Genomic DNA, 24,438 nt, shown 5'->3' with positions numbered 1-24,438 from the left:
CATGTCCCTCTGAATCTGGCAGCTCCCGGCCTGGAAACCCGCACCGCAGACGTCACGCGGGGTCTTGTCGCACCCACCTGCAAGAATCAGAACAACCTCGACGCCACCGGCGCCGACCAGCCCCACACAGGGCCGTCATGAAATATCGAGGTCAGGGACGATCGCAACATCCAGTAGAACGGAAACACCGTGATGAGCAGAATCAGGATGAAGCAAGCCCAAGCAACATAGAAGCCCACGCCGTGCTTGCGTCCGGTGTGCTTGACTTCTTCGGCGGGGCTCACTCGCGGGCTGTCCTGCGCGGAGGGTAGAGCAGTCGTAGTCATGAACAGGCCTCCTTACAGTTCGTCCGACTCGTTGGCCCGGGTCAGCTTCAGCTGAACCAGCGAGACCCCGAGGAGAATGAGGAAAAGCACCACGGCCAGGGCGGACGCATACCCGAAGTCCAGCTGGCCGAAGGCGAGGTCCCAGATGTAGTAGTTGATGACCCGTGTCGCGTTGATCGGACCGCCTTGGGTCGTCACGGCAACCGTGTCGAAGATCTGGAACGACCCCGTCACCGTCACCACCAGCACCATCGCCAGCACGGGGCGAAGCAGCGGCAGTGTGATCAACCAGAACTTACGTCCCTCATTTGCGCCGTCGATGTCCGCGGCTTCGTAGAGGGACTTGTTAATCGTCTGAAGGCCAGCGAATACCAACAATGCCGTGTAGCCCATGTGACGCCACACATTGATGAATGCCACGGTCGGAATGGCCCATGCCGATTCTCCGAAGAAGGCCACCCTATCGAGTCCAATAGCCTCGATAAACACGTTCACAATCCCGACCTGATAGTCCATCATGAAGTACCAGACCAGCGCCACGACGACATTTGCGACGAAGTACGGCAACAACGCCACACCGCGCAGGAAGGTCGAATTCGTCAGCCGTTGCATCAGCACGGCGAGACCGATGGCGATCATCGTCTGGAATCCAATATTCAGCAACACGTAGTAGATCGTCACCCACAGCGCATTCCAGAAGAGCGGGTCCTGGACGAGACGTGCATAATTGTCGACGCCCGCCCATTCCGGTGGCGTCAGGACGGAGTAGTTGGTGAACGAATAATAAAAGCCGCGCAACGCGGGCAACACATAAAAGACGAGAAACCCTATAGACGCCGGCAAGAGAAACGTCAGCGCGAGGCGGGTATCATCCTTTCCTCTCTTCATGCGGGGTCGCGGCGCCTTCGCCGCGACCCGCTGGACCGCAGTTGTCATGATGTTCCTTCATCTGATGGGGATTTCGGTTGCTGTAATGCTCAACAGAAGGGTTCGCTCAGGATCAAGGTCGGGGAATCGGATGCCGGCGCCGGCAAGAGCCGATCCGGCAAGAGTCAGCCCTCGTCCCCACCAAGGCACTTGCAGGTTGCCCGAAATGCGTACAGAGGTGTCGACTCCGTCAGGCAACAGCTCAGCCACCCGATAGCTGAACTTCGGGCTCAGACCCGGCAGGCGGAGCGGGGGTGTGGGCCGCTGAACCGAGGTGGCCATCCGGGTGATGGCGTAGATAGCCCGCGACTGGTCCGACCCGACCACCCCGTGTACCCAGTAGCCGTGGTCGGGATGATCGGAATGTACGACGCTGCCGGTGTGCAGGAGCGGCCTCAGCTGCTTGTGCAGCTGGACCCAGCCACGCAGCTCGTCGCGTTCGGCCTGAGTCGCTTCGGTGATGTCCCATTCGATACCCATGTGGGAGAACATCGCGGTGACCGCGCGCAAACTCAGATTGAGACTGCGGCCGGTGGTGTGTGAGACCGTGGAGGCGACATGCGAACCGACCAGTTCCGGGGGTAGCAACAGCGAAGTGCCGGCCTCAATCAGCTGACGTTCCAGCGGATCGATACAGTCCGAACCCCACACGCGCACCGCACGCTCCATCATTGCGAGGTCGACCCGTCCGCCACCTCCTGCGCACGATTCGATCTCTATCTTCGGGTGAGCGGCCAGCACGGCATCCATCAGCGCATATGTCGCCATGACCTGACCGTGGTAGGCCGTCAGGCCCGACCACGGCGCTACAGCCTCATACAGATCCCGGTTCATGTCCCACTTGATGTAGTCGATGGGGGTGTCCGCGAGCACTGTGAGCATCTGCTGCAGCACGTGCGCGTAGGCGTCCGGATTGGTCAGGTCGATCACCTGCTGGTGACGCGCCTCGATCGGCAGGTGAGTCACCGGACGCAGAATCCACTCGGGGTGCGCTCGGGCGGCTTGCGAGTCGGGGCTGATCATCTCGGGCTCGAACCAGAGCCCGAACTGCATCCCTGCCGCATGGACCGCATCCGCGAGCGGAGCCAGGCCGTCCGGCCACACATCGGCCGAAACCACCCAGTCACCCAGAGCCGACCGATCGTCGCGGCGAGATCCGAACCAACCATCGTCCAAGACGAAGCGCTCCACACCAATCTCGGCCGCGAGATCAACCAGCGTGAGCAGGCGCGGCAGCGAATGGTCGAAATAGACAGCCTCCCACGCATTCAGCGTGACCGGCCGCGGAGTTCTGGGGTGCTGCGGCCGAGCCCGCAACCACTCATGGATGCGCCCAGCCGCCTCATCCAGGCCATTGCCCCAAGTCGCGACAAGCCACGGGGACTCATAGGACTCTCCCGCACCCAGGACGATCTCGCCCGGCACCAGCAACTCGCCACCCATCAGAACCTGGAAGCCCAAGGTGTCCCGTTCTGCCAGCGTCTGAGTGTTGCCCGACCACGCGACGTGCACGTAGTGGACCAGTCCACTACGCCATCCGGATGCCGGCTCACAAGTGCCATGAATGCTCGACGCAGTGTGTCCGCGTCCCACCCGCAGCGTCCGAAGATGTGTGCCGACGGTGAACTCGTGGGTCTGAATGTCCCGCTCGCGCAAATGTCGCCCAGTTTGATCGATGACGCTGGTCTCACTCGCGGGGGTAGGTAGTGCCATCACCAAGGAGTCGAGCGCGTACCCGTCTGCTCCGGCATTGGTCAACAACGATCGCACTCGCAACAGCCCAGATTCGCTCAGCTCGAGGTGCAGATCTACATCGATTTGCGACTCGGCGTCATGGGCGGACAGATCGACGCCGGTGATACCACCATCGCTGTCGGCTACCTGAGTGGTCACCGCTGTCGTGGCGAACTGTGGAAACAAGACATTCCCATTGCGGGTGCCGACCAGTCCAGGAGTGCCACTCCAACCTTCACTTTGTTGCGGCAACAAAGATACTATAGGAGGCTCGTCGAGCACGGCGCCGGGCACGAACGGTACCTGGGAGGCGGCGAACTGCCCCGCCTCCTGATCGCTGAACACTCCAAGGTCCGGACCCCAGTAGAGTACCGATGGCAAGCCAGCATGGGTCACATGCAGGATCACGGAAGTGCCACCTCGGCGCAGCTGAACGGTGTCGGGGATTTCGCTCATAGGGGCCGTCCTCAACCTTGATAGATGGTCGTTTCGAAGCTAGTGCAGCCATGCACTTACTTCCGTTATGAAGAAAAGATACTCTCGCCGTGCTGAATCGGCAAGCGACTTACTAAGCTGAACGAAGATGATCTACTCGAGACACAGGGTTCCGTCAGAACAGGAGGGGCAGTGCCGCGCCTTTACGACGATTCCGCGTTGGCAGTTGCAGCCCATGTGCTGACCGAGGGACCCATCTCTCGGGCCGACGTGGCACGCGAGCTCAGGTTGTCAGGAGCTACGCTCACCCGCTTGGTGCGTCCGCTGGTGAATGCAGGACTGATCGACGACAGAGGAGTGGGCACTCCCCAAACCGGGGTCGGTAGACCGACACAGTTATTGGAGATACCGCCCGCAGCCCATCACTTCATCGGAATCAACGTCACCTCATCTGCCGCTCACGCTGCATTGACCAACACGTGCGGACAGACGCTGGCCAGCGAGGCCGTTCCGCTGCGCGACACTGACCCCTACGTTGTTGCGGGACAGATTCATGAGATCGTCGACTCGCTCGCGGGCCAACAGGGCTTCGGCCGGGAGCAGTTACGCGGCATTGGGCTGTCCTTGGGGGGGCAGCTCTCCGATGGGGTAGTCGAGGACAGCCGCTTTCTCGGTTGGCACAACGTCGACCTGCTTGCGCTGATCGGTCCGGTGTACGGTGTACCGATCTCATTGCGCAATGATCTCGTGGCTTTGACCATGCTCGAACAGTGGTTCGGCCTTGGTCGAACCCACCCCAGCTTCGTCGTGACCTCGGTGGGCTCAGGCATCGGGCACGGCGTCGTTCACCACAGCCGCGCAGTCGCCCCCATCTTCGGTGGCCACGGAACGACCAGCCATATTCCGCTGGCTGGTGCCCGCGGCGTGTGCCAGTACGGGCATATCGGCTGCGCCAACGGAGCGCTAACCTCCCGGGCCGTCCTGGCCAGGGCACACGCCGGACGGTACATCATTGCCGATGATTCGCGTCCGGACAGTCTGGACGATCTGGTCGCGCTTGCCCACGATGGTGATCTGTCCTGTCAGAACACCATCGCCGAGTTCAGCCGCAATCTCGCAACTTATATGCAGACGGTCTGTGGCGCGGCGATGACAACAGATGCCGTACTTGACGGCGAAGCGGTGGCCCTACTGGGGACCCCATGGGCATCCGGCTTCGACGAAAGCCTGAGCTGTTTTCACAGTCCAAAGCTGCCTCAGCTGCGCATTCACAGGCGTTCGGGCAGCTTCGACCGATGGGCGCGGGGCGCTGCCGTGACGGCCATCGTCGCCTGGTTGGAGACGCAGGTGGAGGCGGCGCGATGACCGATCGCAGCCCTCTGCTCCGGGATCAGCCGAGCGCACGTAGGGCGTAGCCAAATCTGTGACGCTGACCGTGGGCGAGATGCACGAGACCATCACCGGAGTTGAACGCGTTCGGCGCGCAACTCATCGGTTCGACCGCCAGCGCCCTCCGCCCGATCGCATCGGCAGAGTACAGCTGCGCGTAGCCCACGTCGCTGCTCAACTCCACGCTGAGGCCGGACGACGGTTCGCTGACCTTGATCGTCCAAACCCCGTCCGGAAATCCGGTGAACGCGTGGTCAAGGGCCGCACCACCGATATAACGCGCGGCACGGAAATCGGCAGCGGCTTCTTTGACCGAAACGGCAGCGATGGGCACCTGGTTGCCATCCATGGTGTAGACCAATTCGGCCGGCATGGTGAGCTCGTAAGCGTCCGCGGGCTGGCCACCTAGACAGATGTAGGGATGCGAAGCGACCCCGTAGGGAGCTGTTTCAACCCCGATGTTGACCGACTCGATCGTGACGCCCAGCCCCTCGTCCGGATCGAGGTGATAGCTGGCCGTGCACTCCAGTGGCCACTCGTAGCCGGGGCGTGGTGCGATGAAGCTTGTTAGGGTCACCGCGTCTGCACTGGCGTGCGCGACCTGCCATTCCTGCCAGCAAAGCAGGCCGTGCAATGCGGCGTCGTTGGGGAGGTCATTGACCGGCAGGTAATGCATGCGGCCGTTCCACGAGTAGCTGCCACCGGCGACCCGGTTGGGCCACGGCACGAGCGCCTTCCCGAGGAACGCGTGTGACAGTGTGTCGACCGGGCTGGGCAACACCAGATCGCGGCGGTTGCAGGTGAACGAGCCCAGTGCCGCGCCGACGGTAAGGACGGTTGCTGCGTAGTGGCCAGCGGTAATGGTGATCGCAGAGCCGGAGATTGAGCGTGACATGCAGAGTTTCCCTACTGAATCGGGTGTTCACCGTGCGGGGGGCGGGGCGGTTGACGCGCGGACGATGAGCGTTGACGGGGTAGTCAATATCGTTGGTGTGGGGTCGTCGAGCATCCCCAGGGCAACTTGGAGTGCCTGGCGGCCAATGAGGTCCCAGTCCATGAGCATGGTCGTCAGCGGAGGTGAGAACGAGCCTGCCTCGTCTATGTTGTCGCAGCCGACGACCGAGACATCCTCGGGGATTCGCACGCCCGCCTCGAAGAGGGCTCGATAGGCTCCCAAAGCCATCTGGTCATTGCCTGCGAACAGTGCCGACGGCCGCTGGGTTTTCAGCAGCGCACGGGTGGCATGGTAGCCAGATTCTGCGCTCCAGTCCCCCCGGACGACGTCGGGAACCGGGCGCCCGGCCTCGATGAGCGCGGCACGCCACGCGTCTTCACGGTTGCGCGCGGGCAGCGACCGCTCGGGCCCGGCGATGTGATGGACGGTGAGGTGACCGAGACCGAGCAGATGGGCGACCGCCTCCCGCGTACCGGCCGCCTCGTCGATGCTCACCGAGGACGCCAGCTTGGGTGCGTGGGAACTGAGCACGACAGTGGGCACAGGCAAGGCTTTCGGCCTCTCGGCTGCGCCGCTGAGCGACGACGAAACGATCACGATGGCAACATCGATAGCTGACTGTTCCAGTGCCGACGGCATACCACCACCGCCGGACGCCTGGGTACTTCCCATCGGGATGAGCAAGGTCGAATAGCTGTGCGCGGCTGCTGCGTCCACGATGCCCTCGAGAGCCTTTCGATTCCCGACGGGATGCAGACTGCGATACAGAACGCCGATGGTCTTGAAGTCACCGCGCTTCATAGCACGCGCGGCAGCGTTGGGTTGATACTTCAGGTTGCGCATGGCAGCCAGTACTGCTTCCCTCTTTTCATCGGTTACGTACGGCTCACCGTTCACGACCCTGGACACAGTCTGGGCAGAGACGCCGGCGAGGCGTGCGACGTCGCCCATTGAAGCCCTCTTCTTGCCGGCCATGATGATCCTGCCCACCGCTGTCCTCTTGGTCATGAAGTCTAGTGGGGCCGTGGTGGGGGCGTCCGAGACGTCCCCACCACACGGTGTCGACCATGGATGCAGTTGCGGGGTGCAGCTCACTGCCCCGCGGGCGACGCCCCGCCCGAGGGATTGAGCTTCCACCAGATGACCATCGCCAGCGAGACGACCACGAGCCCCAGGCCTGACCAGAGATTGCCGTTGATGCCGCCCGTCTTGGCGAGTTGCTCCGGCCCGGTCGCAACCAGCGCGATGATCAGGAGGAAGACACCGATCAGGCCGAGTGCGGCGCCGATGATGATGCGGATATCGGTGAGGTCAGCCTTCACAGGCTCGGTCTTGAGATTTTCAGGCATGTCAGCTTCCTTTCTTGGCCTACCGGAAGACCACGTTGAGAGTAAGCACGAGCACGGCCGATGCGATGCCCAACGGGACTGGGCGGCGCCACACCGGCAGCTGATGCAGCTGCGGATCGCTGCGCTCAGACTTCGGAGTCAGCGAATAGACGAACCCCCGAAGTTCAGCCTCAGGTTTCGCCTCGGTGAACTGCGAGACGAGGATGGTTACCGCGACATCGACGACGAACGCCGTGGACGCCGCCAAGAAGGCGCCGCCTTGGCCTGGCAGCGAGATCACGTGGGTCCACAAGAGCACGTTGACGGCCAGCGCCGCGAGCGTACCGGAGGCCAGACCCAACCAGCCGGCAGCCGGAGTGGCCTTCTTCCAGAACATGCCGACGATGAAGGTGGCGAACAAAGGCGCATTGAACATCGAGAACAGCTGCTGCAAGTAGTCCATCAGGTTGTTGTACTGGGATGCGATCAATGCGGTGAAAATGGCGATGACCGACGCTGCCAGCGTCGACATCTTGCCGATACGAAGGTACTTCTCGTCCGTCTGACCAGGCCGGAGATAGCGCTCATAGATGTCGACGGTGAACACGGTGTTGAAGGCCGAGATGTTCGCTGCCATGCCGGCCATGAACGACGCAAGCAGGCCGGTGATGGCCAGGCCCAGCAGACCGTCGGGCAGCGTGTCGCGCATGAGGAACAAGATGGCGTTGTTGTATTCGAACGATGCGCCCGAACTCTTGGCCTCGGCCACCTCACTGACCAGCACGCCCGCGACCATGCCCGGGATGATGACGAGGAACGGGACGAACATCTTCACGAAGGTGCCGATGATCGGCGTCTTCTGCGCGGCCGAGATCGAGTCGGAGGCCATGGCTCGCTGAACTTCGACGAAGTTGGTCGTCCAATAGCCGAATGACAAGACGAAGCCAAGACCGAAGACGATGCCGATCACCGACATGGTAGGCGAGTCGAAGCCCGACAACAGCTGGCCAGGCCAGGAATTCAACTGAAGTGCGGGATCAGCGCCGACTGCTACCGCGTTCTCGGTCATCTGCGCCTTGAGACCACTCCAACCACCGACGCGATGCAGACCGATGAGGGTGAGTGGCAGCAGCGCCGCCACGATGACGAAGAACTGGAGCACCTCGTTGTAGATCGCTGCGGCGAGACCGCCCACCGAGATGTAGGTGAACACGATGACCGCGGCGACCACCAGCGCCACCCACAGCGGCCATCCGAGCAGCCAGTTGATGATCTTGCCCAGCAGGAACAGGTTGATCCCTGCAATCAGCAACTGGGCAAGGGCGAAGCTCAAGGAGTTGATGAGATGGGCGGTCGTCCCGTAGCGCTTGAACATGAACTCGGGCACCGAGCGCACCTTCGAGCCATAGTAGAACGGCATCATGACCAGACCGAGGAAGATCATGGCCGGGACGGCTCCGACCCAGAAGTAGTGGAATGTCGGCATGCCGTACTGGGCGCCATTGGCCGACATGCCCATGATCTCAACGGCGCCGAGATTGGCCGACACGAAGGCAATGCCCGTGACCCAGGCCGGCAGCGATCGACCACCTGTGAGGAATTCGTTGGACGATCGGGCCCTCGCCTTCATGACGAAGCCGACGCCGACGACGAAGGTGAAGTAGATGACGATGGGAATGTAGTCGTACCACTGCGCGTCGAGCAGTAGCTTCTGCTCCATCAACACGCCTGTCGTAGGTGACTCCTGTTCGGATGCGCTGTCAATCGCGGAGAGGAGGAACGCAGCGCCTGCCTTGGCGCTGTTGATCGGTCAAAATGAGGTTCGTGACGACCATGTCCCTGCTTCTGGAATGTATGTTAAGGTAAACAGTATGAGCGAGAGCTCAGATTCGTCAAGGAGACAGCATGGATGCTTCCGAATTGCTGAATCACCTCAACGGCGGCGCTCTTGACGCTCGTATTGAGGAGATCTACACACTCACCGGTGAGGGTCGTGACACGGTCCGCGAGAGACTCGTGGACCTCGTCGCTCATTTTGCCGACGAGTTTCCAGGCCTATCGGCCGCATTGTTCACCGCTGCAGGGCGCACCGAGATGGGCGGCAATCACACCGACCATCAGCACGGTCAGGTCCTTGCGGGCTCGGTCAGCCTCGACATGATTGCATGCGGAGGGCCGGATCGGAGCGGTGTGATCCGGGTTCGCTCGGTGGGCTACCCAGAAGTCGTGGTCGCACTCGACGATCTGGAGCCGAGGGCGAGCGAGTACGGGACGTCCGCCTCCCTGGTGCGGGGTGTGGCGCGCGCTCTGACCGACCGGGGCTATGAGCTGGGCGGTGCCGCATTGTGCGTGTTCTCGAACGTGCCCGGTGGATCCGGGCTGTCGTCTTCTGCTGCCTACGAGATTCTGATCGGAGTGGCACTCAATCATCTGTTCTGCTCCGACCAGCTCTCGGCCGTCGAGCTGGCTCAGATCGGTCAGTTCGCCGAGAACGTCTTCTTCGGCAAGCCGAGCGGGCTGATGGACCAGATGGCCTGTTCGGTCGGGGGTGTTGTTCACATCGATTTTGCCGACCCGAGTGCTCCCACCCTGAGCCGCGTCGATGTTGACCTGGCGGCCGCGGGACATGTGCTGTGCATCATCGACTCGGGTGCAGACCACGCCGACCTGACCGATGAATACGCTGCGATCACCAACGAAATGGGGGCGGTCGCCGCCTGCCTCGGGGCCGAGTATCTGAGCGAGGTCGACCCCGCAGCCTTCTGGTCGCGCCTGGGCGAGGTTCGCCAGTTGACCGGGGACCGCGCCGTGCTGCGGGCTGTTCACTTCTTCGAGGACAATGCACGGGTGGCGCAGCAGGCATCGGCGCTGGCCGAGGGGCGGTTCGATGATTTCCTCGGCATGGTCACCTCCTCGGGTATCTCGTCTGCCGGCCATCTCCAGAATCTGTACGCGGTCTCCCAGCCGGCCCAGCAAGCCGTCGGGGTGACGATCGCGCTCGCTCAGAAGCTGCTCGGCGGCAGAGGAGCGGTGCGGGTGCACGGCGGCGGCTTTGCGGGCACCGTGCAGGCCTACGTTCCGGTCGACCTGGCGACCGATTTCGAGGCGGGCATCAACGCCGTACTCGGAGACAATGCATGCCAGATTCTGTCGATCCGCCCCGTCGGCGGCGCCGTGATAGCCGGCTGACCAAATAGATCAGGGACGCTGCTCGGCGTCGATCAGAAGGAGAAGAGGACATATGGCGATATTGGTTCTGGGCGGTGCCGGCTATATCGGGTCGCACACCGTCCGCGCGCTTGTCGAGTCCGGTCGCGATACCGTGGTCGTCGACAACCTGCAGACCGGATTCCGCGAGGCCGTTCATCCCGCGGCCCGGTTCTACGAAGTGGACATCCGCGACAGGCAGGCTCTTGATCGGGTGTTCGAGGCTGAACAGATTGAGGCCGTGATCCACTTCGCGGCATTCTCGCAGGTCGGCGAGTCCATGGTGCGCCCACTCGCCTACTACGACAACAATCTGACAGGAACCATCGTGCTCCTCCAGGCAATGGTGGCCGCGCAAGTGAACGCGATCGTGTTCTCGTCCACGGCCGCCACCTACGGAGAGCCGGAACGTGTCCCGATCATGGAGGGCGACCGGACGCTTCCCACGAGTTGCTATGGCGAGACCAAGCTGGCGATGGAGAAGCTCATGGGCTGGGCCGGGCGGGCCCATGATTTGCGCTCGGTAGCGCTTCGCTACTTCAACGCCGCCGGTGCCCATCCGTCCGGGGAGATCGGCGAGGCGCACGCGAGCGAGAGCCACCTGGTGCCGATCGTCCTGCAGGTGGCTTTGGGCCAGCGCGATGCAATCTCGGTGTTCGGAGACGACTACCCCACACCCGATGGCACCTGCATCCGGGATTACGTACATGTCACCGATCTGGCTGCGGCCCATATCCTTGCCGTCGACCATCTTCTCGCTGGTGGGTCCAGTGACGTGTTCAACCTGGGCAGCGGTAATGGGTTCTCGGTCAAAGAGGTGATCGAGGTGGCCCGTAAGGTTACCGGTCACCCGATTCCGGTGGAGATAGCCCCCCGCAGGCCGGGCGACCCCGCCCAACTGGTCGCGAGCTCCGCCAAGATCAGGCAAGCCCTCGGGTGGTCGCCTCAGCAGGAGTCGGTCGAGGCGATCGTCTCGTCCGCCTGGGTGTGGCACCAGGCTCATCCGCACGGATACCGGAACTGACAGGCACACTCAGATGACATCTGAACATGCTGGGCAGGTCAATCGCCAGGTGACCCGGCTGGTGGACTATGCCCAGCACGTGGGGCTGATCGCATCCGATGACACGACATGGGCCACGAACGCAATTCTTGAGGTATTGCGCCTGAACTCGTATGTGGCTTCGTCCAGCGATGATGCCGACGAGGAATTGGCCGTGATCTTGAGTGACCTCGTCGACGATGCCGCCCTCCGCGGTCTGGTCGACGGTGACTCGAACGTCGCCCGGGATCTTTTTGACACGGCATTGATGGGCAGGCTGACTCCGCCGCCGCGCGAGGTCAGGGCGCGGTTTGAACGCTTGCGCGCACAGTCCCCGATCGCGGCCACCGACTGGTTCTACCGCTTCAGTCAGGACACGAACTACATCAGACGCAACCGGATGGATAAGGACGTCCGTTGGCAATCCCAGACCCCGTACGGTGCCTTGGACATCACCATCAATCTGGCGAAGCCCGAAAAGGACCCGCGAGCCATCGCTGCTGCTCGTAACCTGCCGGCATCGGCCTACCCGCAGTGCTTGCTGTGCGTGGAGAACGAGGGCTACGCGGGACGGGTCAACCATCCGGCGAGACAAAACCACCGGCTGGTGCCGGTGACCATCAATGACAGCCCTTGGTTCTTGCAGTATTCCCCGTACGTCTACTATCCCGAGCACTGCATCGTCCTCAACGCGCGCCACACTCCCATGCAGATCGATCGCGCCTGCTTCGGCAAGCTCCTCGACTTCATCGGCCAGTTTCCGCACTACTTCGTGGGGTCGAACGCCGATCTTCCCATCGTCGGCGGCTCCATCCTCGCTCACGATCATTTCCAGGGCGGCCGTTTTGAGTTCGCCATGGCACGAGCGCAGGTCGAGCAGACCGTGTCGTTCAACGGCTTCGACGACATTCGCGCGGGCATCGTCCATTGGCCCATGTCGGTGCTACGGCTGACCGGAACCGACCCGGACCGGCTGGTGTCGCTCGCCGACAAGATCTTGATCGCCTGGCGCGGCTATACCGATTCGGATGCCTTCATCTTCGCCGAGACCGATGGGCAGCCGCACAACACCATCACCCCCGTAGCCCGGCGCCGCGGCGACGCATTCGAACTTGATCTGGTGCTGCGAAACAACATCACCACCGATGAGCATCCACTCGGCGTCTACCATCCGCACGCCGAACTGCATCACATCAAGAAGGAGAACATCGGACTGATCGAGGTGATGGGGCTTGCGGTATTGCCGGCGCGTTTGAAGGACGAACTGGCCGCCGTCGCCGAGGTCCTGGTCGCGCATCGGGATCTGAGCGCGGACGAACTGACTGCGCCGCATGCCGCTTGGGCCAGCGGCTTTGCTGACGAGATCACTGAGACCAACGCAACATCTGTGATCGAGCGCGAGGTAGGTCAGGTGTTTGCCAAGGTCTTGGACCAAGCGGGGGTCTACCGATGCGATCACCAGGGACGTGCTGCATTCCTGCGGTTCGTGGCCGCCGTCGGCTGAACCGGGCAGTCTGCACCGTCTCGCACAGTGAGCGATCAACTCTGAACCGCTCACTGACGCTGAGTCGACCATGTGACGCACCGCGGCAGATGACTCACGTCTCGACGGTTGAGGCATCGCCTGCGGTCACCACCGCGACAAGCAGTGTCAGAGCGACGCCCAGTGTCGTCCAACCGATCACGAAACCCTAGGTCGGCGCCCACACATCAAAAGCAACAGGCCCGACTATCTGCCTTACGCCAGTTTGTCATTGATAGGACCAAGAGAACGAACAAGGCGCTCCCATTCCGGAGAGCAATGGCCAGCGAGGAACTCTGCGCATGCGCAGATAGTGGAGGAATGCGAAGCAACGGGATCGGGCTCTTGATGCCACGAGCGCCAAAACCACGCAGCGTACCCGTCCCGAACGGCACGGTCACTGTTGGCCTGTCGGGCGAGTAGAGCCCCCTAGAGTGGTGTAGCCCCCACAGTGGCCGTGGCCGTCGATGACGGCAGGGCGGTCACCGTGGGATCCTTCGAGTTCACCTACCAAAGCTCTCTCAAAGGAAATCAACCACGATGACCGCTCCTCACATTGTCGACCCCGCCCGCGTGCTGGGCAACCTGCTGACCGAAGCCTCTCCGGACATGATGCGCCAGCTGCTGCAGAACATGATCAACGCCCTCCTCTCGGCCGATGCCGACGCCGTGTGCGGCGCCGAATGGGGACAGCCCTCAACCGAGCGGGTCGCGCAGCGCAACGGCTACCGCCACCGCCCGCTGGACACCCGCGTCGGCACCATCGACGTGGCCGTCCCGAAGCTGCGCTCCGGCAGCTACTTTCCCGAGTGGCTGCTGGAGCGCCGCAAACGAGCCGAAGCGGCCCTGATCACGGTGATCGCTGACTGCTACCTCGCCGGCGTCAGTACTCGTCGGATGGACAAACTCGTCAAGACCCTGGGCATCGACGGCCTGTCGAAGTCACAGGTCTCACGCATGGCCGCCGACCTCGACGAACACGTAGCGCAGTTCCGGCACCGCCCCCTGGGCGAGGCCGGGCCGTTCACGTTTGTTGCAGCTGACGCGTTGACGATGAAGGTCCGCGAAGGCGGACGCGTGATCAACGCCGTGGTCCTCGTCGCCACCGGCGTCAACGGCGACGGACACCGCGAGGTCCTGGGCCTGCAGGTCGTCACCTCCGAGACCAAACCGGCGTGGAACACGTTCTTCGCCGATCTGGTGGCCCGCGGCCTTGCGGGGGTCCGACTGGTCACCAGCGATGCCCACGCCGGGCTGGTGGAGGCGATCGCGGCGAACCTGCCTGGCGCGTCCTGGCAGCGCTGCCGAACCCACTACGCCGCGAACCTGATGTCCGTGACCCCGAAGAGCATGTGGCCCGCGGTCAAAGCGATGCTCCATTCGGTCTATGACCAACCCGACAAAAAGTCGGTCCAGGCGCAGTTCGACCGTCTGCTCGACTACACCGCCGAGAAGCTACCCGAGGTTGCAGAGCACCTCGAAGCCGCCCGGGCAGACGTGCTCGCGTTCACCGGCTTCCCCAAGGACGTGTGGACCCAGATCTGGTCGAACAACCCCGCCGAACGCCTGAACCGTGAGATCCGCCGCCGCACCGACGCGGTCGGGATCTTCCCCAACCGGGAAGCGATCATCCGCCTCGTCGGCGCTGTCTTGGCCGAGCAGACCGATGAGTGGGCAGAAGGGCGCCGCTACCTCGGCCTCGACGTCCTCGCACGATGCCGACTCAGCACCATCACCAACGCCGTTGAGGAGGTGACCGAACCCCTCGCCCTCACCGCCTAGACGAAGGAACCGCTACACCACTCCACTGGACTTGACCGTCGGGCGACAACACCGCGAGGTAGTCGCGACCGGCGGACCCAGCAGCCGACGAATTGGCCAGCCACGGGTCGCCGCCGTCTCCTACCGGCCGTGTAAGACGGGCCTAGCCGCCTTCTTGATCACATTGCCTCGATGAACGGTAAAGTCGGGGAGCGTGAGCCTTGTGATCGATGCGATTCGAAGGTTGTTCCCTGGCGACGCTGGTCGGTAGCCATGCAGACCTGACGCAGTCTACGGATACTGACACGGACGTGTGCATGGCAGGAACGCCTGTTCGATGCCGGGTGCGTGCTCCTCGCGCAGCGGGGGCCGGGTTCACCCACACATGCTCACAAACGCTGACAGATTCGGTACGTGTTACGACCATCTCGAATCTGCTCGTGGAACGAACCTATGTCGGACCCGAGTGAACCTACCGGAGGGTAGAGCTTTGACGATGCTTCATGCGGTCACAGGTTTCGCACTGGTTGCCGCGGTTCTGACGATCATTCCCGGTCTCGATACAACGCTTGTACTGCGCACAGCGATCGCCCGAGGCCGCGATCAAGCCGCGGTAACGGCCGCGGGTGTATGTGCTGGTCTTTTGGTCTGGGGAGTAGCTGCGGCGGTCGGAGCCGCAGCGCTGCTGGCCGCGTCCGAACTGGCCTACCGGATGATCAGCTACGCGGGCATCGCCTACATGGTCTACTTGGGCTCAGCCATGATCGTCCGTAGCTTCCGGAGCCACGAGGAACAGACACAGGACGCGGCCCACGCACCAAGGCGGGAAAGCCTGTGGCAAGCATTCGTCACGGGAGCGGGAACAAACATTCTCAACCCCAAGATCGGCGTGTTCTACATAGCCACGATGCCGCAGTTCATTCCCGCAGGCAACTCTCCACTAGGCATGGGTTTATTGCTTGCGGGCGTACACGTCCTCCTCACGTTGGCCTGGTTCACCCTCATCATCACGGGAGCCTACGCCGCGAAGCGATGGCTTTCCCGGCCGCGCGCGACGAGGATCATCGATCGCGTTGCAGGAGTCGTCATTATCGGATTCGCCGGTCGTCTTGCCCTGCAACCCCGCTAGCCCCATCGCGGAAGGATCAGTCGAAGGTTGGCATCCACGGCCGGGGACCGCGCCCGCGTCAACCCTCCGGCGCATCGGCCGCAACCGTGCACCAGATCGGCCCGAACTCCAGCCCCTGATTCATCGGGCTGAGCTTCGAGCCTTGCGCGTGCCCCCGATGGGATTCGAACCCATACTGGAGCGGGTTTAAGCCGCCTGCCTCTACCGTTGGGCTACGAGGGCTCGTTCAGCCGGGAAGCCGATAGCCCAGGCCATCGCGAATGATCGACAAAACGACGCCATCGAGAATATCGGATTCGCTGGCCTGAAGATCGGCGGGAACCCGCTTGGCGACCTCGGTCACCACCAGCGCCCCACCGCACAACACCTTCGCCCGCTCCGGAGCCACCGGCCCGAGCGCCAGTACCTCGTCCACGGTCATGGCGAGCAGCTTGTCCGCAAGCTCGGCCACCTGCGCCGCAGTCATCGACGAGCGGTGCACCCGATCCCGGTCGTACTGCTTCAGGCCGAGATGCAGCGCCACCATGGTGGTTACGGTCCCGGCCACCCCGATGAACGTCGCGATGTCCCCGAGTTCCACCGGGCAGCCGTCCAGCAGCCGGTTGACCTCGGCACGCGCCTGAGCGATCTGATCGGCGGTGGGCGGGTCGGAATGCAGATACCGCTCCCGGACGCGCCGCGAACCGATGTCCAGACTGACCGACTGCGAGATCTCGCCGGCTGCGGTGCCGTGCACCAGCTCGGTCGATCCGCCACCCGAATCCATCACCAGCACCGGATCTCCGTCCAGCCGGGCGCCCGAGATCGCCCCGTTGAACGACAGCTGCGCCTCCTCCTGCCCGCTGATCAGTTCCGGGTCGATGCCCAGCCGTTCTCGCACGCCGTCGAAGAAGACCTGCCGATTGGACGCGTCCCGGGCCGCCGATGTCGCCACGAAGCGAGCCCTGGTGGCTCCGAGCCGCTTGATCACCGGCAGGTATTCGTCGACGATCGCCCAGCCGCGCTCCATCGCCTCGTCCGCGAACTGCCCGGTGGCGTCCACGCCCTGACCCAGCCCCGCGAACCGCAACTGCCGGTCGTACTCGACCAGTCGTCCGGTCTCGTCGGTCGTCGCGACCAGCAGTCGCAAGGTGTTCGTGCCGCAATCCAGTGCGGCCACTGTCTCAGCCATCGTTCCTCGCTCCCTCATCGTCGGTCCGACCCGAAGCCGGGCAGAAGTCGCCCATCAACGCCAGCGCCTCGTCCCCGATCGGATTCACCCCGGGTCCGGCAGCCAAGGCGTGCGCGACCAGCGCATGCAGGCACTTCACCCGGGTCGGCATGCCGCCGGCGCTGAACCCGGCGATCTCGGGCACCTCGTCGCCGATCTCCCGGGCCAGCACGGCCCGGTCGGCCAGGTACGCCTCATGTGCAGCCCGGTAGCGCTCCGCCAACTCGGCATCGCGGCTGAGCCGGGCCGTCATCTCGGTCATGATTCCCGAGGCCTCCAGCCTGGACGCGGCCAGCACCGCGTTCGGGCAGATCAGGTAGTAGGTCGTCGGAAACGGCGGTCCGCCAGGCAGCCTTGGATAGGTTGCCAGCACACCGGGGTGTCCGGCCGGGCACCGGTAGGCGACTCCGGCGACCCCGCGCATCGGGCGGCCGAGCTGCGCTTGGGCGAACTCGGCGTCCGCATCGGTGAAGGTCTGGTAGGCGGCCACGAGAGCTAGGGCCCTTCGGTTCCGTCGGCGGTCACCACTGGCCCCGTCTCGCCCTTGTCGACCGGCTCCGGATCGTCGGCGGTGGCGACACTGCCCCACATCCGATCCCACCAGGTCTTCGCGTACTCACCCTCGGGCAGCTGCGCCGCCCCGATCCGGCTGCCGCCGGCATACGGCTCGTTGTCGGGACCGACCACCTGAAAGCCGATCTCTCCGGGCAGCACCCAGCCGAGGCGCTCCCGGGCCTGGGTCTTGACGTACTCCGGATCTTGCCAGCGCTTGATCTCATCGGTCAGATCGGCGATCGACTGCTGATGCTCGGCGATCTGCTGTTTGGCCTCGGCAGTCTCACGCTGCTGATTGAAGTAGACCCGCAAGGTCGTTGCGTAGCTGATGAGCAGGACGATCAGCACCAGCACCAAGATGATGGCCCGCTGGGTGACCCGAAGTCCGTTGCGCAGCCGCAGCACGACACCGCTGACGGAATGGTCGTGCGCGGCGCTGCTCTCGGTTTCGGGTCCGGGCGCTGCTGCGGATGAATCCGAGGCTGCATGGGTCTTGGACGACGACCCGTTGCCCCGCTGCACCGGGCGTGAGGCTGTCCGTACGCTCGGGGTATCGGCGGTGCCAGCACGTCCACTCGGACGCGACGCCGCCCGACGATCAGCCCTGCCGGGTTCCACCCGCCACACCCCTCTCCTGCCGAACGTTCCATGCCGGACATTTCAAGCCGTACGTTTACTGCCGGACGCGCCGTTTGCTGCCCGACGCACCGACCAGCGCAGCAGTTGCAGCCATGCGCCGGCCGAATCCCAAAGTTATTCCATCATCGGACACAAACGGAGCGGCCCCCACGCGAAACGCGGGGGCCGCCCCTGTGGATCAGCTGTCAGTCACTCAGCGCGACCGGTGTTCACCACTGCTCGGGATCGAAGCGCGGGAAGGCCGCTGCACCTGCGTACACGGCGGACTCGTCCAGCTCCTGCTCGATACGGATGAGCTGGTTGTACTTGGCAACGCGCTCGCCACGAGCCGGAGCACCCGACTTGATCTGGCCACAACCGAGGGCGACAGCCAGATCGGCGATCGTGGTGTCCTCGGTCTCGCCGGAACGGTGGCTCATCATGGAACGGAAACCGCTGCGATGGGCCAAGGTGACCGCGTCGATGGTCTCGGTCAGCGAACCGATCTGGTTAACCTTGACCAGCAGGGCGTTGGCCGCACCGTCATCGATGCCGCGCTGCAGGCGCTCGACGTTGGTGACGAACAGGTCGTCGCCAACCAGCTGCACCTTGTCGCCCAGCCGCTCGGTGATGACAGCCCAGCCGTCCCAGTCCTCTTCGTTCAGCGGATCCTCGATCGAGACCAGCGGGTAATCGGCGACGAGCTGCTCGTAGTACTCGATCATCTCGGCCGAGTCCTTCTTCTCGCCCTCGAACAGGTACTTGTCGTCGTCGTAGAACTCGCTCGCGGCAACGTCGAGAGCCAGCGCCACGTCCTTGCCCGGCTTGTAGCCGGCAGCCTTGATGGCGTCCTCGATCAGATCGAGAGCCTCACGGTTGGAGGCCAGGTTGGGGGCGAAGCCGCCCTCGTCGCCAAGGCCGGTGGCGAGCTTGCGCTCCTTGAGCACCGACTTCAGAGCGTGGTAGACCTCGGCGCCCATGCGCAGCGCCTCGGCGAAGCTCTCGGCACCGATGGGGGCGATCATGAACTCCTGAATGTCAACGTTGGAGTCGGCATGCGCGCCACCGTTGAGGATGTTCATCATGGGGACGGGCAGCAGGTTCACCGTCGGGCCGCCGATGTACTTGTACAGCGGGAGCTCGGCCGACTCGGCGGCGGCGCGGGCCACGGCAAGCGAAACACCCAGGATGGCGTTGGCGCCAAGCTTGGACTTGTTGGGGGTGCCGTCCAGAGCGATCATCACGTCGTCCAGGCCACGCTGATCGGTGGCATCCCAGCCAACGACCTCCTTGTAGATGATCTCGTTGACGTTATCAACGGCCTTCTGAACGCCCTTGCCGCCGTAATATCCCTCGTCACCATCGCGCAGTTCGGCTGCCTCGAAGGCGCCGGTGGACGCACCCGACGGGACTGCGGCGACGGCGAACGAGCCGTCGTCCAGCAAGGCCTCTACCTCAACGGTGGGGTTGCCACGCGAATCAAGAATCTCGCGGGCCTCGATGTATTCGATAAGTGCCACGGGTGTCTACCCTTTCGTTCACAGATTGGATTCTTTGGTCCAGTTCTTAGCGTATCGGCTGCATCACGAATCTGACCCGCGCGCGTGCAACTCGCTGTCACGCACCTGGTATTCGAGGACGCGTAGTGCGTCGCGGGTGGCCTGGTCGGCGTCCACGCCGCTGGCCTGGGCGCGTTGGACCAGCGCCAGGATCTGGCGTCCCACCGCGTCGGCGGTGATCGGTTCGTCGGCCATGGCGACGTCGACATGCACTGCTCGGCTGCGGGAGACCACCTTCCCCGCCTTGGCCAGCGTGTTCAGCGGCTCGGGGATGCCTTCCAGCGCACTGGCCCGCTGCTTCTCGGCCTGCTTGGCCTGCTCCCACACGCCGTCGATGTCGTCCGGATCGGCGGCGCCGTCGAAAACCCACGGGTGCCGGGCGACGAGCTTGTCGCAGATGCCGCGGGCCACGTCCTCGATGTCGAAACGCTGCTCGGTGCGGGCGATCTCGGCGTGAAAGTAGACCTGCATGAGCAGGTCGCCGAGTTCTTCGCACAGGTCGGCGTCCGAGACCGGATCGGCCTCGATCGCCTCGGTGACCTCGGCGGCCTCCTCGATCAGGTGTTTGACCAGGCTGCGGTGGCTCTGCTGGGCGTCCCACGGGCATTCGGCCCGCAATCGCTGCATCACCTCGGACAGCCGCAGCAGCTCACTCAAGAGTTCGCGATCTCCGACAACGATCCCGACCCCGATACGTCGAGGTTGGTTGCGTCCCAGCTGCCGTAGCGCGGGTTGAGCTCAACGGTGTAACCCCCGAAGTACGGCTCGGTGTTCGCCCCCAGGCCCAACGCAATCAGGTCGTGCCGGGCGACACCGCGGGCCGCCTCGGCGCACCGATCGTCGGTCAGCAGGATGTTCAGCCCCGCCTGCTCGACATAGTCACGCAACTGAGTGTCGGTGGGCGGGTCGTCCATCTGGGCGGCCTTCTGGCGACTCATCTCGTCGAGCACCGCCCACGTCACCATCTGCGAACGCAGCTCGTTGGGGCTTTGAGCCAGCTGGGTGTCCTGCAGCACCGCTGAGCAACCCTCGGAGAACGCCGTAACCCGCGAATCGGGGATGGCGACACCGTTGACCAGGGCTGCAGTGCCGGACGCGGGTGAACACCCAGACAGCGCTGCCGCTCCGAAGACCCCCAGCGCTGCTCCCACCAGGAGCTTCTTTGAAGAATTCACGGAACTGAGTCTACTGACCTACGACGGCTTTGCTCGCACCGAAGATCGACACGACCCCTGCCGCCCATTTCAGCAGTTCCGCGCCCTCCACCGCGACGCTGGGTACCCCGCGGGTACGCGGACGAGGCACCAACGCCACATTGGTCTGCGCCTTGATGAGCGTGCCCGGATGCACCCGCTGCAGCCGCAGCTGACGCGATTCGGGAAGATCGGCGACCGGGGCGAAGCGGATGTAGTTGCCCTGCGTCATCACCTCGGTGAGCCCGGCCTCCCGGCAGGCCAACCGGAACCGGGCCACGTCGAGCAGCGCCTCGGTGGGTTCGGGCAGCGGACCGTAGCGGTCGAGCAGTTCGGCGCGCACCTGGGCGATATCGTCCTCACTACGCACTTCGGCGAGTCTGCGGTACATCTCCAGCCGCAGCCGCTCCGATTCGACGTAGTCGGTGGGCAGGTGGGCGTCCACCGGGAGTTCGATGCGCATTTCGGCTTCCTCGTCGCCGGTCTGCTCGCCGCGGTATTCGGCGATCGCCTCACCGACCATCCGGATGTACAGGTCGAAGCCGACGTCGGCGATGTGGCCGGACTGTTCATCGCCCAGCAGATTGCCCGCGCCGCGGATCTCCAGGTCTTTCATCGCGATCGCCATGCCCGCCCCGAGATCGGCGTTGGCGGCGAGCGCCGACAGCCGGTCGTGGGCGGTCTCGGTGAGCGGCTTGTCGGGCGGGTACAGGAAGTAGGCGTAGCCGCGCTCGCGGCTTCGTCCGACCCGGCCGCGCAGCTGATGCAGCTGCGACAAGCCCATCCGGTCGGCCCGGTCGATGATCAAGGTGTTCGCGGTCGACACATCGATACCTGCCTCGACGATGGTCGTGCAGACCAGCACGTCGATGCGCCGCTCCCAGAAATCGACCATCACCTTCTCGAGCGCGCGCTCCCCCATCTTGCCGTGCGCGGTGACGATGGTCGCCTCCGGCACCGCCTGCCGCAGTTCGGCGGCCACCTTGTCGATGTCCTGCACCCGGTTGTGAACGTAGAAGACCTGCCCCTCACGAGCCAGTTCGCGCCGGATTGCGGCGGCCACCTGGCCCTGATCGTAGGGCCCGGCGAAGGTCAGCACCGGATGGCGTTCTTCGGGCGGGGTCGCGATGGTCGACATCTCGCGAATACCGGTGACCGCCATCTCCAGCGTTCTGGGGATCGGGGTGGCGCTCATCGACAGCACATCGACGTTGACCCGCATCTGTTTGAGAGCCTCCTTGTGCTCGACACCGAAACGCTGCTCCTCGTCGATGATCACCAGGCCCAGGTCCTTGAACTTCACCGAATCGCTGATCAGGCGGTGAGTGCCGATCACCACGTCGACACGGCCCGACGCCAATCCTTCGATGGTCTTGCGAGTCTCGGAAGCCGACTGGAAGCGGCTCAGCGACGCCACGGTGATCGGAAAGCCCGCGTAGCGGTCGGCGAAGGTCTGGGCGTGCTGTTGGACGAGCAGCGTGGTGGGCACCAGGATGGCGACCTGTTTGCCGTCCTGAACCGCCTTGAAGGCGGCCCGCACCGCGATCTCGGTCTTGCCGTAGCCGACGTCGCCACAGACCAGCCGGTCCATCGGGATGATCTGTTCCATGTCGTGTTTCACGTCGTTGATGCACGACAACTGGTCGGGAGTCTCGGTGAAACTGAAGGAGTCCTCAAGTTCGCGCTGCCAGGGGGTGTCGGGCCCGAACGCGTGGCCCTTGGTCGCCTGACGCGCTGCGTAGAGCTTGATCAGGCCGGATGCGATCTCGTGGACGGCCCGGCGAGCCCGGGATTTGCGATGCTTCCAGTCGGCTCCGCCCATCTTGTCGAGTTGCGGGGTCTCCCCGCCGACGTAGCGGGAGATCTCGTCGAGCTGGTCCATCGGCACGTACAGCCGGTCGCCGGGCTGGCCGCGTTTGGACGGCGCGTATTCGACGACCAGGTATTCGCGGGTGGCACCGGCCACCGTCCGGGTGACCATCTCGACGTAGCGTCCGACGCCGTGCTGCTGATGCACCAGCGGATCGCCGGGTTTGAGTTCCAGCGGGACGATCTGGTTGCGCCGTTTGGCCGGCATCTTGCGGGCGGCGCGTTCGGCGGTGGTGATCGCACCGGTGATGTCGCCGGCCGCGTGGACGACCAGCCCGATGCGCGGTGCCCGCCAGCCCTTGCGCATCCCGCTACGGAAGATATGCACCACCGGGGACTGCTCGGGAACCTCGTCCAGGTCTTCGACGATGCCCGAGGCGATGTCGTTGTCGCGCAGCACCTCGGCCATCCGGCTGGCCTGGCCGGGGCCTTCGACGCTGAGCAGCACCCGCCAGCCGTCGGCCACGTCCTGTTTGATCTGAGCGGTGAAGGCTTGGACGTCGCCATGCCAGCTGGGAATGTCGACCAGGTTGAGATGCTCGCCGGTCTCGGCGTCCGGGTCGGGGACGAACGGTGACAGCGACCACCAGCCCTGCCCGCGTTCCAGGGCGTGCGCGCGGACGTCGGCGAGTTGCTGGTAGGCGCTGGCCCCCAGGTCGATGGGCGCGCGTCCACCCGATGCCGCGGCTGCCCAACCTGCATGCAGGAACTCCTGGCTGGTGCGCACCAGGTCTTCGGCGCGGGTGCGGACCAGTTCGGGATCATTGACCAGAATCAAGGTGCTACTTGGTAGCACGTCGATGAGCAGCTCGAGTCTGTCGACCAGCGCCGGGATCAGCGCCTCCATGCCCTCGGTGGCCTGGCCCTCGGCGATCTTCTCCAGCATCTCGGCAAGCTCGGGGTGCGAGCCGATCAGGTCGGCGGCACGCTGCTGGACCTTCTCGGTGATCAGTAGTTCGCGACAGGGGGCGGCGATGATGCCGCCGACCGATTCGTCGGTGGAACGCTGATCAGCGACGTGGAAGTAGGTGATGGAATCGATCTGGTCACCGAAGAAGTCGATGCGCACCGGATGCTCTTCGGTGGGCGGGAAGATGTCGACGATGCCGCCGCGCATCGCGAACTCGCCGCGCCGCTCGACCAGGTCGACGCGCTGGTAGGCGGCGGCTACCAGGTCGGCGGCCAGATCGCCCATCTCGTAGTCGTCGCCGGTGGTGAGCCTGACCGGACGCAGGTCGGCCAGGCCCGCAACCTGGGGCTGCAGCATCGACCGGACCGGTGCGATGACGACCTTCGGTTTCGGTTGATCATCTTTGCCGGTGATCGCTCGCAACACCGCCAGGCGGCGTCCGACCGTATCGGAGCGGGGGCTGAGGCGTTCGTGCGGCAGGGTCTCCCAGGCGGGGTAATAGACTGCCGCCGTCTCGCCGAGCAGCGACTGCAGCACCGCGGTGAGCTGTTCTGCTTCCCGGAAGGTGGAGGTCACCACCAGCAGCGGACGTCCGGTGGTTTCGGCCAGCGTCGCGATCAGTGCCGGACGCCCAGCCGCCGGGCTGTCCAGTTCGACCGCCGACACCGCCGCCTTGGCGTCGCTGATCGCCTCGGCGACGCTGCGATCAGCGGCCAGTGATTGGAAAAGCCCCCGGAAACTCACCGGTCCAGATTAGCCGCGCGTCCGA

Annotated in this window: 20 protein-coding genes and 1 tRNA gene; 6 read left to right on the top strand and 15 right to left on the bottom strand. The window is 64.1% G+C overall.

All coding sequences use genetic code 11. The features are described from left to right. Positions 1 to 86: 86 nt before the first annotated feature. Genes QUE25_RS09850 through QUE25_RS09840 form a run of 3 tightly spaced genes read right to left on the bottom strand, consistent with a single transcriptional unit; the run spans position 87 to position 3,443 of the window. On the bottom strand, positions 87 to 326 hold the full coding sequence (locus QUE25_RS09850; RefSeq protein WP_286264509.1) for a hypothetical protein: 240 nt from the start codon (positions 324 to 326) through the stop codon (positions 87 to 89). A gap of 12 nt (positions 327 to 338) precedes the next feature. Then, positions 339 to 1,262: a carbohydrate ABC transporter permease gene (locus tag QUE25_RS09845; protein WP_286264507.1), complete on the bottom strand. Its 924-nt coding sequence runs from the start codon at positions 1,260 to 1,262 to the stop codon at positions 339 to 341. A 9-nt stretch (positions 1,263 to 1,271) separates the two neighbouring features. Further along, positions 1,272 to 3,443: an alpha-galactosidase gene (locus tag QUE25_RS09840; protein ID WP_286264505.1), complete on the bottom strand. Its 2,172-nt coding sequence runs from the start codon at positions 3,441 to 3,443 to the stop codon at positions 1,272 to 1,274. Positions 3,444 to 3,614: 171 nt separating this feature from the next. On the opposite strand from QUE25_RS09840, the gene QUE25_RS09835 reads away from it, so the two are divergent. After that, complete coding sequence (locus QUE25_RS09835; RefSeq protein ID WP_286264503.1) at positions 3,615 to 4,787, top strand: ROK family transcriptional regulator; 1,173 nt, start codon at positions 3,615 to 3,617, stop codon at positions 4,785 to 4,787. A 25-nt stretch (positions 4,788 to 4,812) separates the two neighbouring features. Here QUE25_RS09835 and QUE25_RS09830 read toward each other — a convergent pair whose 3' ends face one another. From QUE25_RS09830 to QUE25_RS09815, 4 genes are all read right to left on the bottom strand, one after another. Beyond that, the gene (locus tag QUE25_RS09830) at positions 4,813 to 5,706 is read right to left on the bottom strand and encodes an aldose-1-epimerase (RefSeq protein WP_286264501.1); all 894 of its coding nucleotides are present in this window, start codon (positions 5,704 to 5,706) and stop codon (positions 4,813 to 4,815) included. A gap of 27 nt (positions 5,707 to 5,733) precedes the next feature. Next, positions 5,734 to 6,774, bottom strand: coding sequence for a LacI family DNA-binding transcriptional regulator (locus QUE25_RS09825; protein ID WP_286264499.1), 1,041 nt, complete (start codon positions 6,772 to 6,774; stop codon positions 5,734 to 5,736). An 83-nt stretch (positions 6,775 to 6,857) separates the two neighbouring features. Continuing rightward, entirely contained in the window at positions 6,858 to 7,115 is a 258-nt protein-coding gene (locus QUE25_RS09820) for an LPXTG cell wall anchor domain-containing protein (protein WP_286264497.1), read from the bottom strand. Positions 7,116 to 7,134: 19 nt separating this feature from the next. Next, on the bottom strand, positions 7,135 to 8,814 hold the full coding sequence (locus tag QUE25_RS09815) for a sodium:solute symporter family protein (RefSeq protein ID WP_286264495.1): 1,680 nt from the start codon (positions 8,812 to 8,814) through the stop codon (positions 7,135 to 7,137). 185 nt (positions 8,815 to 8,999) lie between these two features. Here QUE25_RS09815 and QUE25_RS09810 point away from each other — a divergent pair, with 185 nt between their 5' ends. From QUE25_RS09810 to QUE25_RS09790, 5 genes are all read left to right on the top strand, one after another. Beyond that, positions 9,000 to 10,283 (top strand): galactokinase, encoded by a 1,284-nt coding sequence (locus QUE25_RS09810; RefSeq protein WP_286264493.1) that lies wholly within the window; start codon positions 9,000 to 9,002, stop codon positions 10,281 to 10,283. A gap of 52 nt (positions 10,284 to 10,335) precedes the next feature. After that, positions 10,336 to 11,325: a UDP-glucose 4-epimerase GalE gene (galE, locus tag QUE25_RS09805; protein ID WP_286264490.1), complete on the top strand. Its 990-nt coding sequence runs from the start codon at positions 10,336 to 10,338 to the stop codon at positions 11,323 to 11,325. Between the two features lie 13 nt (positions 11,326 to 11,338). Beyond that, positions 11,339 to 12,847 carry a UDP-glucose--hexose-1-phosphate uridylyltransferase gene (locus tag QUE25_RS09800; RefSeq protein WP_286264488.1) on the top strand — a complete coding sequence of 503 codons (1,509 nt, stop codon included), beginning with the start codon at positions 11,339 to 11,341 and terminating at the stop codon, positions 12,845 to 12,847. 558 nt (positions 12,848 to 13,405) lie between these two features. Continuing rightward, positions 13,406 to 14,647 (top strand): IS256 family transposase, encoded by a 1,242-nt coding sequence (locus QUE25_RS09795; protein ID WP_043537034.1) that lies wholly within the window; start codon positions 13,406 to 13,408, stop codon positions 14,645 to 14,647. Between the two features lie 475 nt (positions 14,648 to 15,122). Beyond that, entirely contained in the window at positions 15,123 to 15,755 is a 633-nt protein-coding gene (locus QUE25_RS09790) for a LysE family translocator (RefSeq protein ID WP_286264487.1), read from the top strand. A 149-nt stretch (positions 15,756 to 15,904) separates the two neighbouring features. Here the strand turns inward: QUE25_RS09790 and QUE25_RS09785 are convergent. The 8 genes from QUE25_RS09785 to mfd form a co-directional block, all read right to left on the bottom strand. Then, positions 15,905 to 15,977: transfer RNA gene (locus QUE25_RS09785), tRNA-Leu, on the bottom strand. A 4-nt stretch (positions 15,978 to 15,981) separates the two neighbouring features. Then, positions 15,982 to 16,926 (bottom strand): Ppx/GppA phosphatase family protein, encoded by a 945-nt coding sequence (locus QUE25_RS09780; protein ID WP_286264484.1) that lies wholly within the window; start codon positions 16,924 to 16,926, stop codon positions 15,982 to 15,984. Beyond that, positions 16,919 to 17,389 (bottom strand): DUF501 domain-containing protein, encoded by a 471-nt coding sequence (locus QUE25_RS09775; protein WP_286268539.1) that lies wholly within the window; start codon positions 17,387 to 17,389, stop codon positions 16,919 to 16,921. The genes QUE25_RS09780 and QUE25_RS09775 overlap by 8 nt, the downstream gene beginning before the upstream one ends. A 71-nt stretch (positions 17,390 to 17,460) precedes the next feature. After that, the gene (locus tag QUE25_RS09770) at positions 17,461 to 18,042 is read right to left on the bottom strand and encodes an FtsB family cell division protein (RefSeq protein ID WP_286264482.1); all 582 of its coding nucleotides are present in this window, start codon (positions 18,040 to 18,042) and stop codon (positions 17,461 to 17,463) included. Positions 18,043 to 18,368: 326 nt separating this feature from the next. Beyond that, complete coding sequence (gene eno / locus QUE25_RS09765) at positions 18,369 to 19,658, bottom strand: phosphopyruvate hydratase (RefSeq protein WP_286264480.1); 1,290 nt, start codon at positions 19,656 to 19,658, stop codon at positions 18,369 to 18,371. A gap of 63 nt (positions 19,659 to 19,721) precedes the next feature. Beyond that, a complete protein-coding gene (locus QUE25_RS09760) occupies positions 19,722 to 20,324 on the bottom strand; it encodes a nucleoside triphosphate pyrophosphohydrolase (RefSeq protein ID WP_286268538.1) in 603 nt (200 codons plus the stop codon). Between the two features lie 26 nt (positions 20,325 to 20,350). Continuing rightward, complete coding sequence (locus QUE25_RS09755) at positions 20,351 to 20,872, bottom strand: hypothetical protein (protein ID WP_286264478.1); 522 nt, start codon at positions 20,870 to 20,872, stop codon at positions 20,351 to 20,353. Between the two features lie 10 nt (positions 20,873 to 20,882). Further along, complete coding sequence (gene mfd, locus QUE25_RS09750; RefSeq protein WP_425332706.1) at positions 20,883 to 24,413, bottom strand: transcription-repair coupling factor; 3,531 nt, start codon at positions 24,411 to 24,413, stop codon at positions 20,883 to 20,885. Positions 24,414 to 24,438: the final 25 nt, after the last annotated feature.

Origin of the sequence: Brooklawnia propionicigenes (assembly GCF_030297015.1) — a bacterium.
GTDB classification, from domain to species: domain Bacteria; phylum Actinomycetota; class Actinomycetes; order Propionibacteriales; family Propionibacteriaceae; genus Brooklawnia; species Brooklawnia propionicigenes.
The sequence above is the reverse complement of the archived record's forward strand: the minus strand, read 5'-3'. Positions and strand labels throughout refer to the sequence as shown.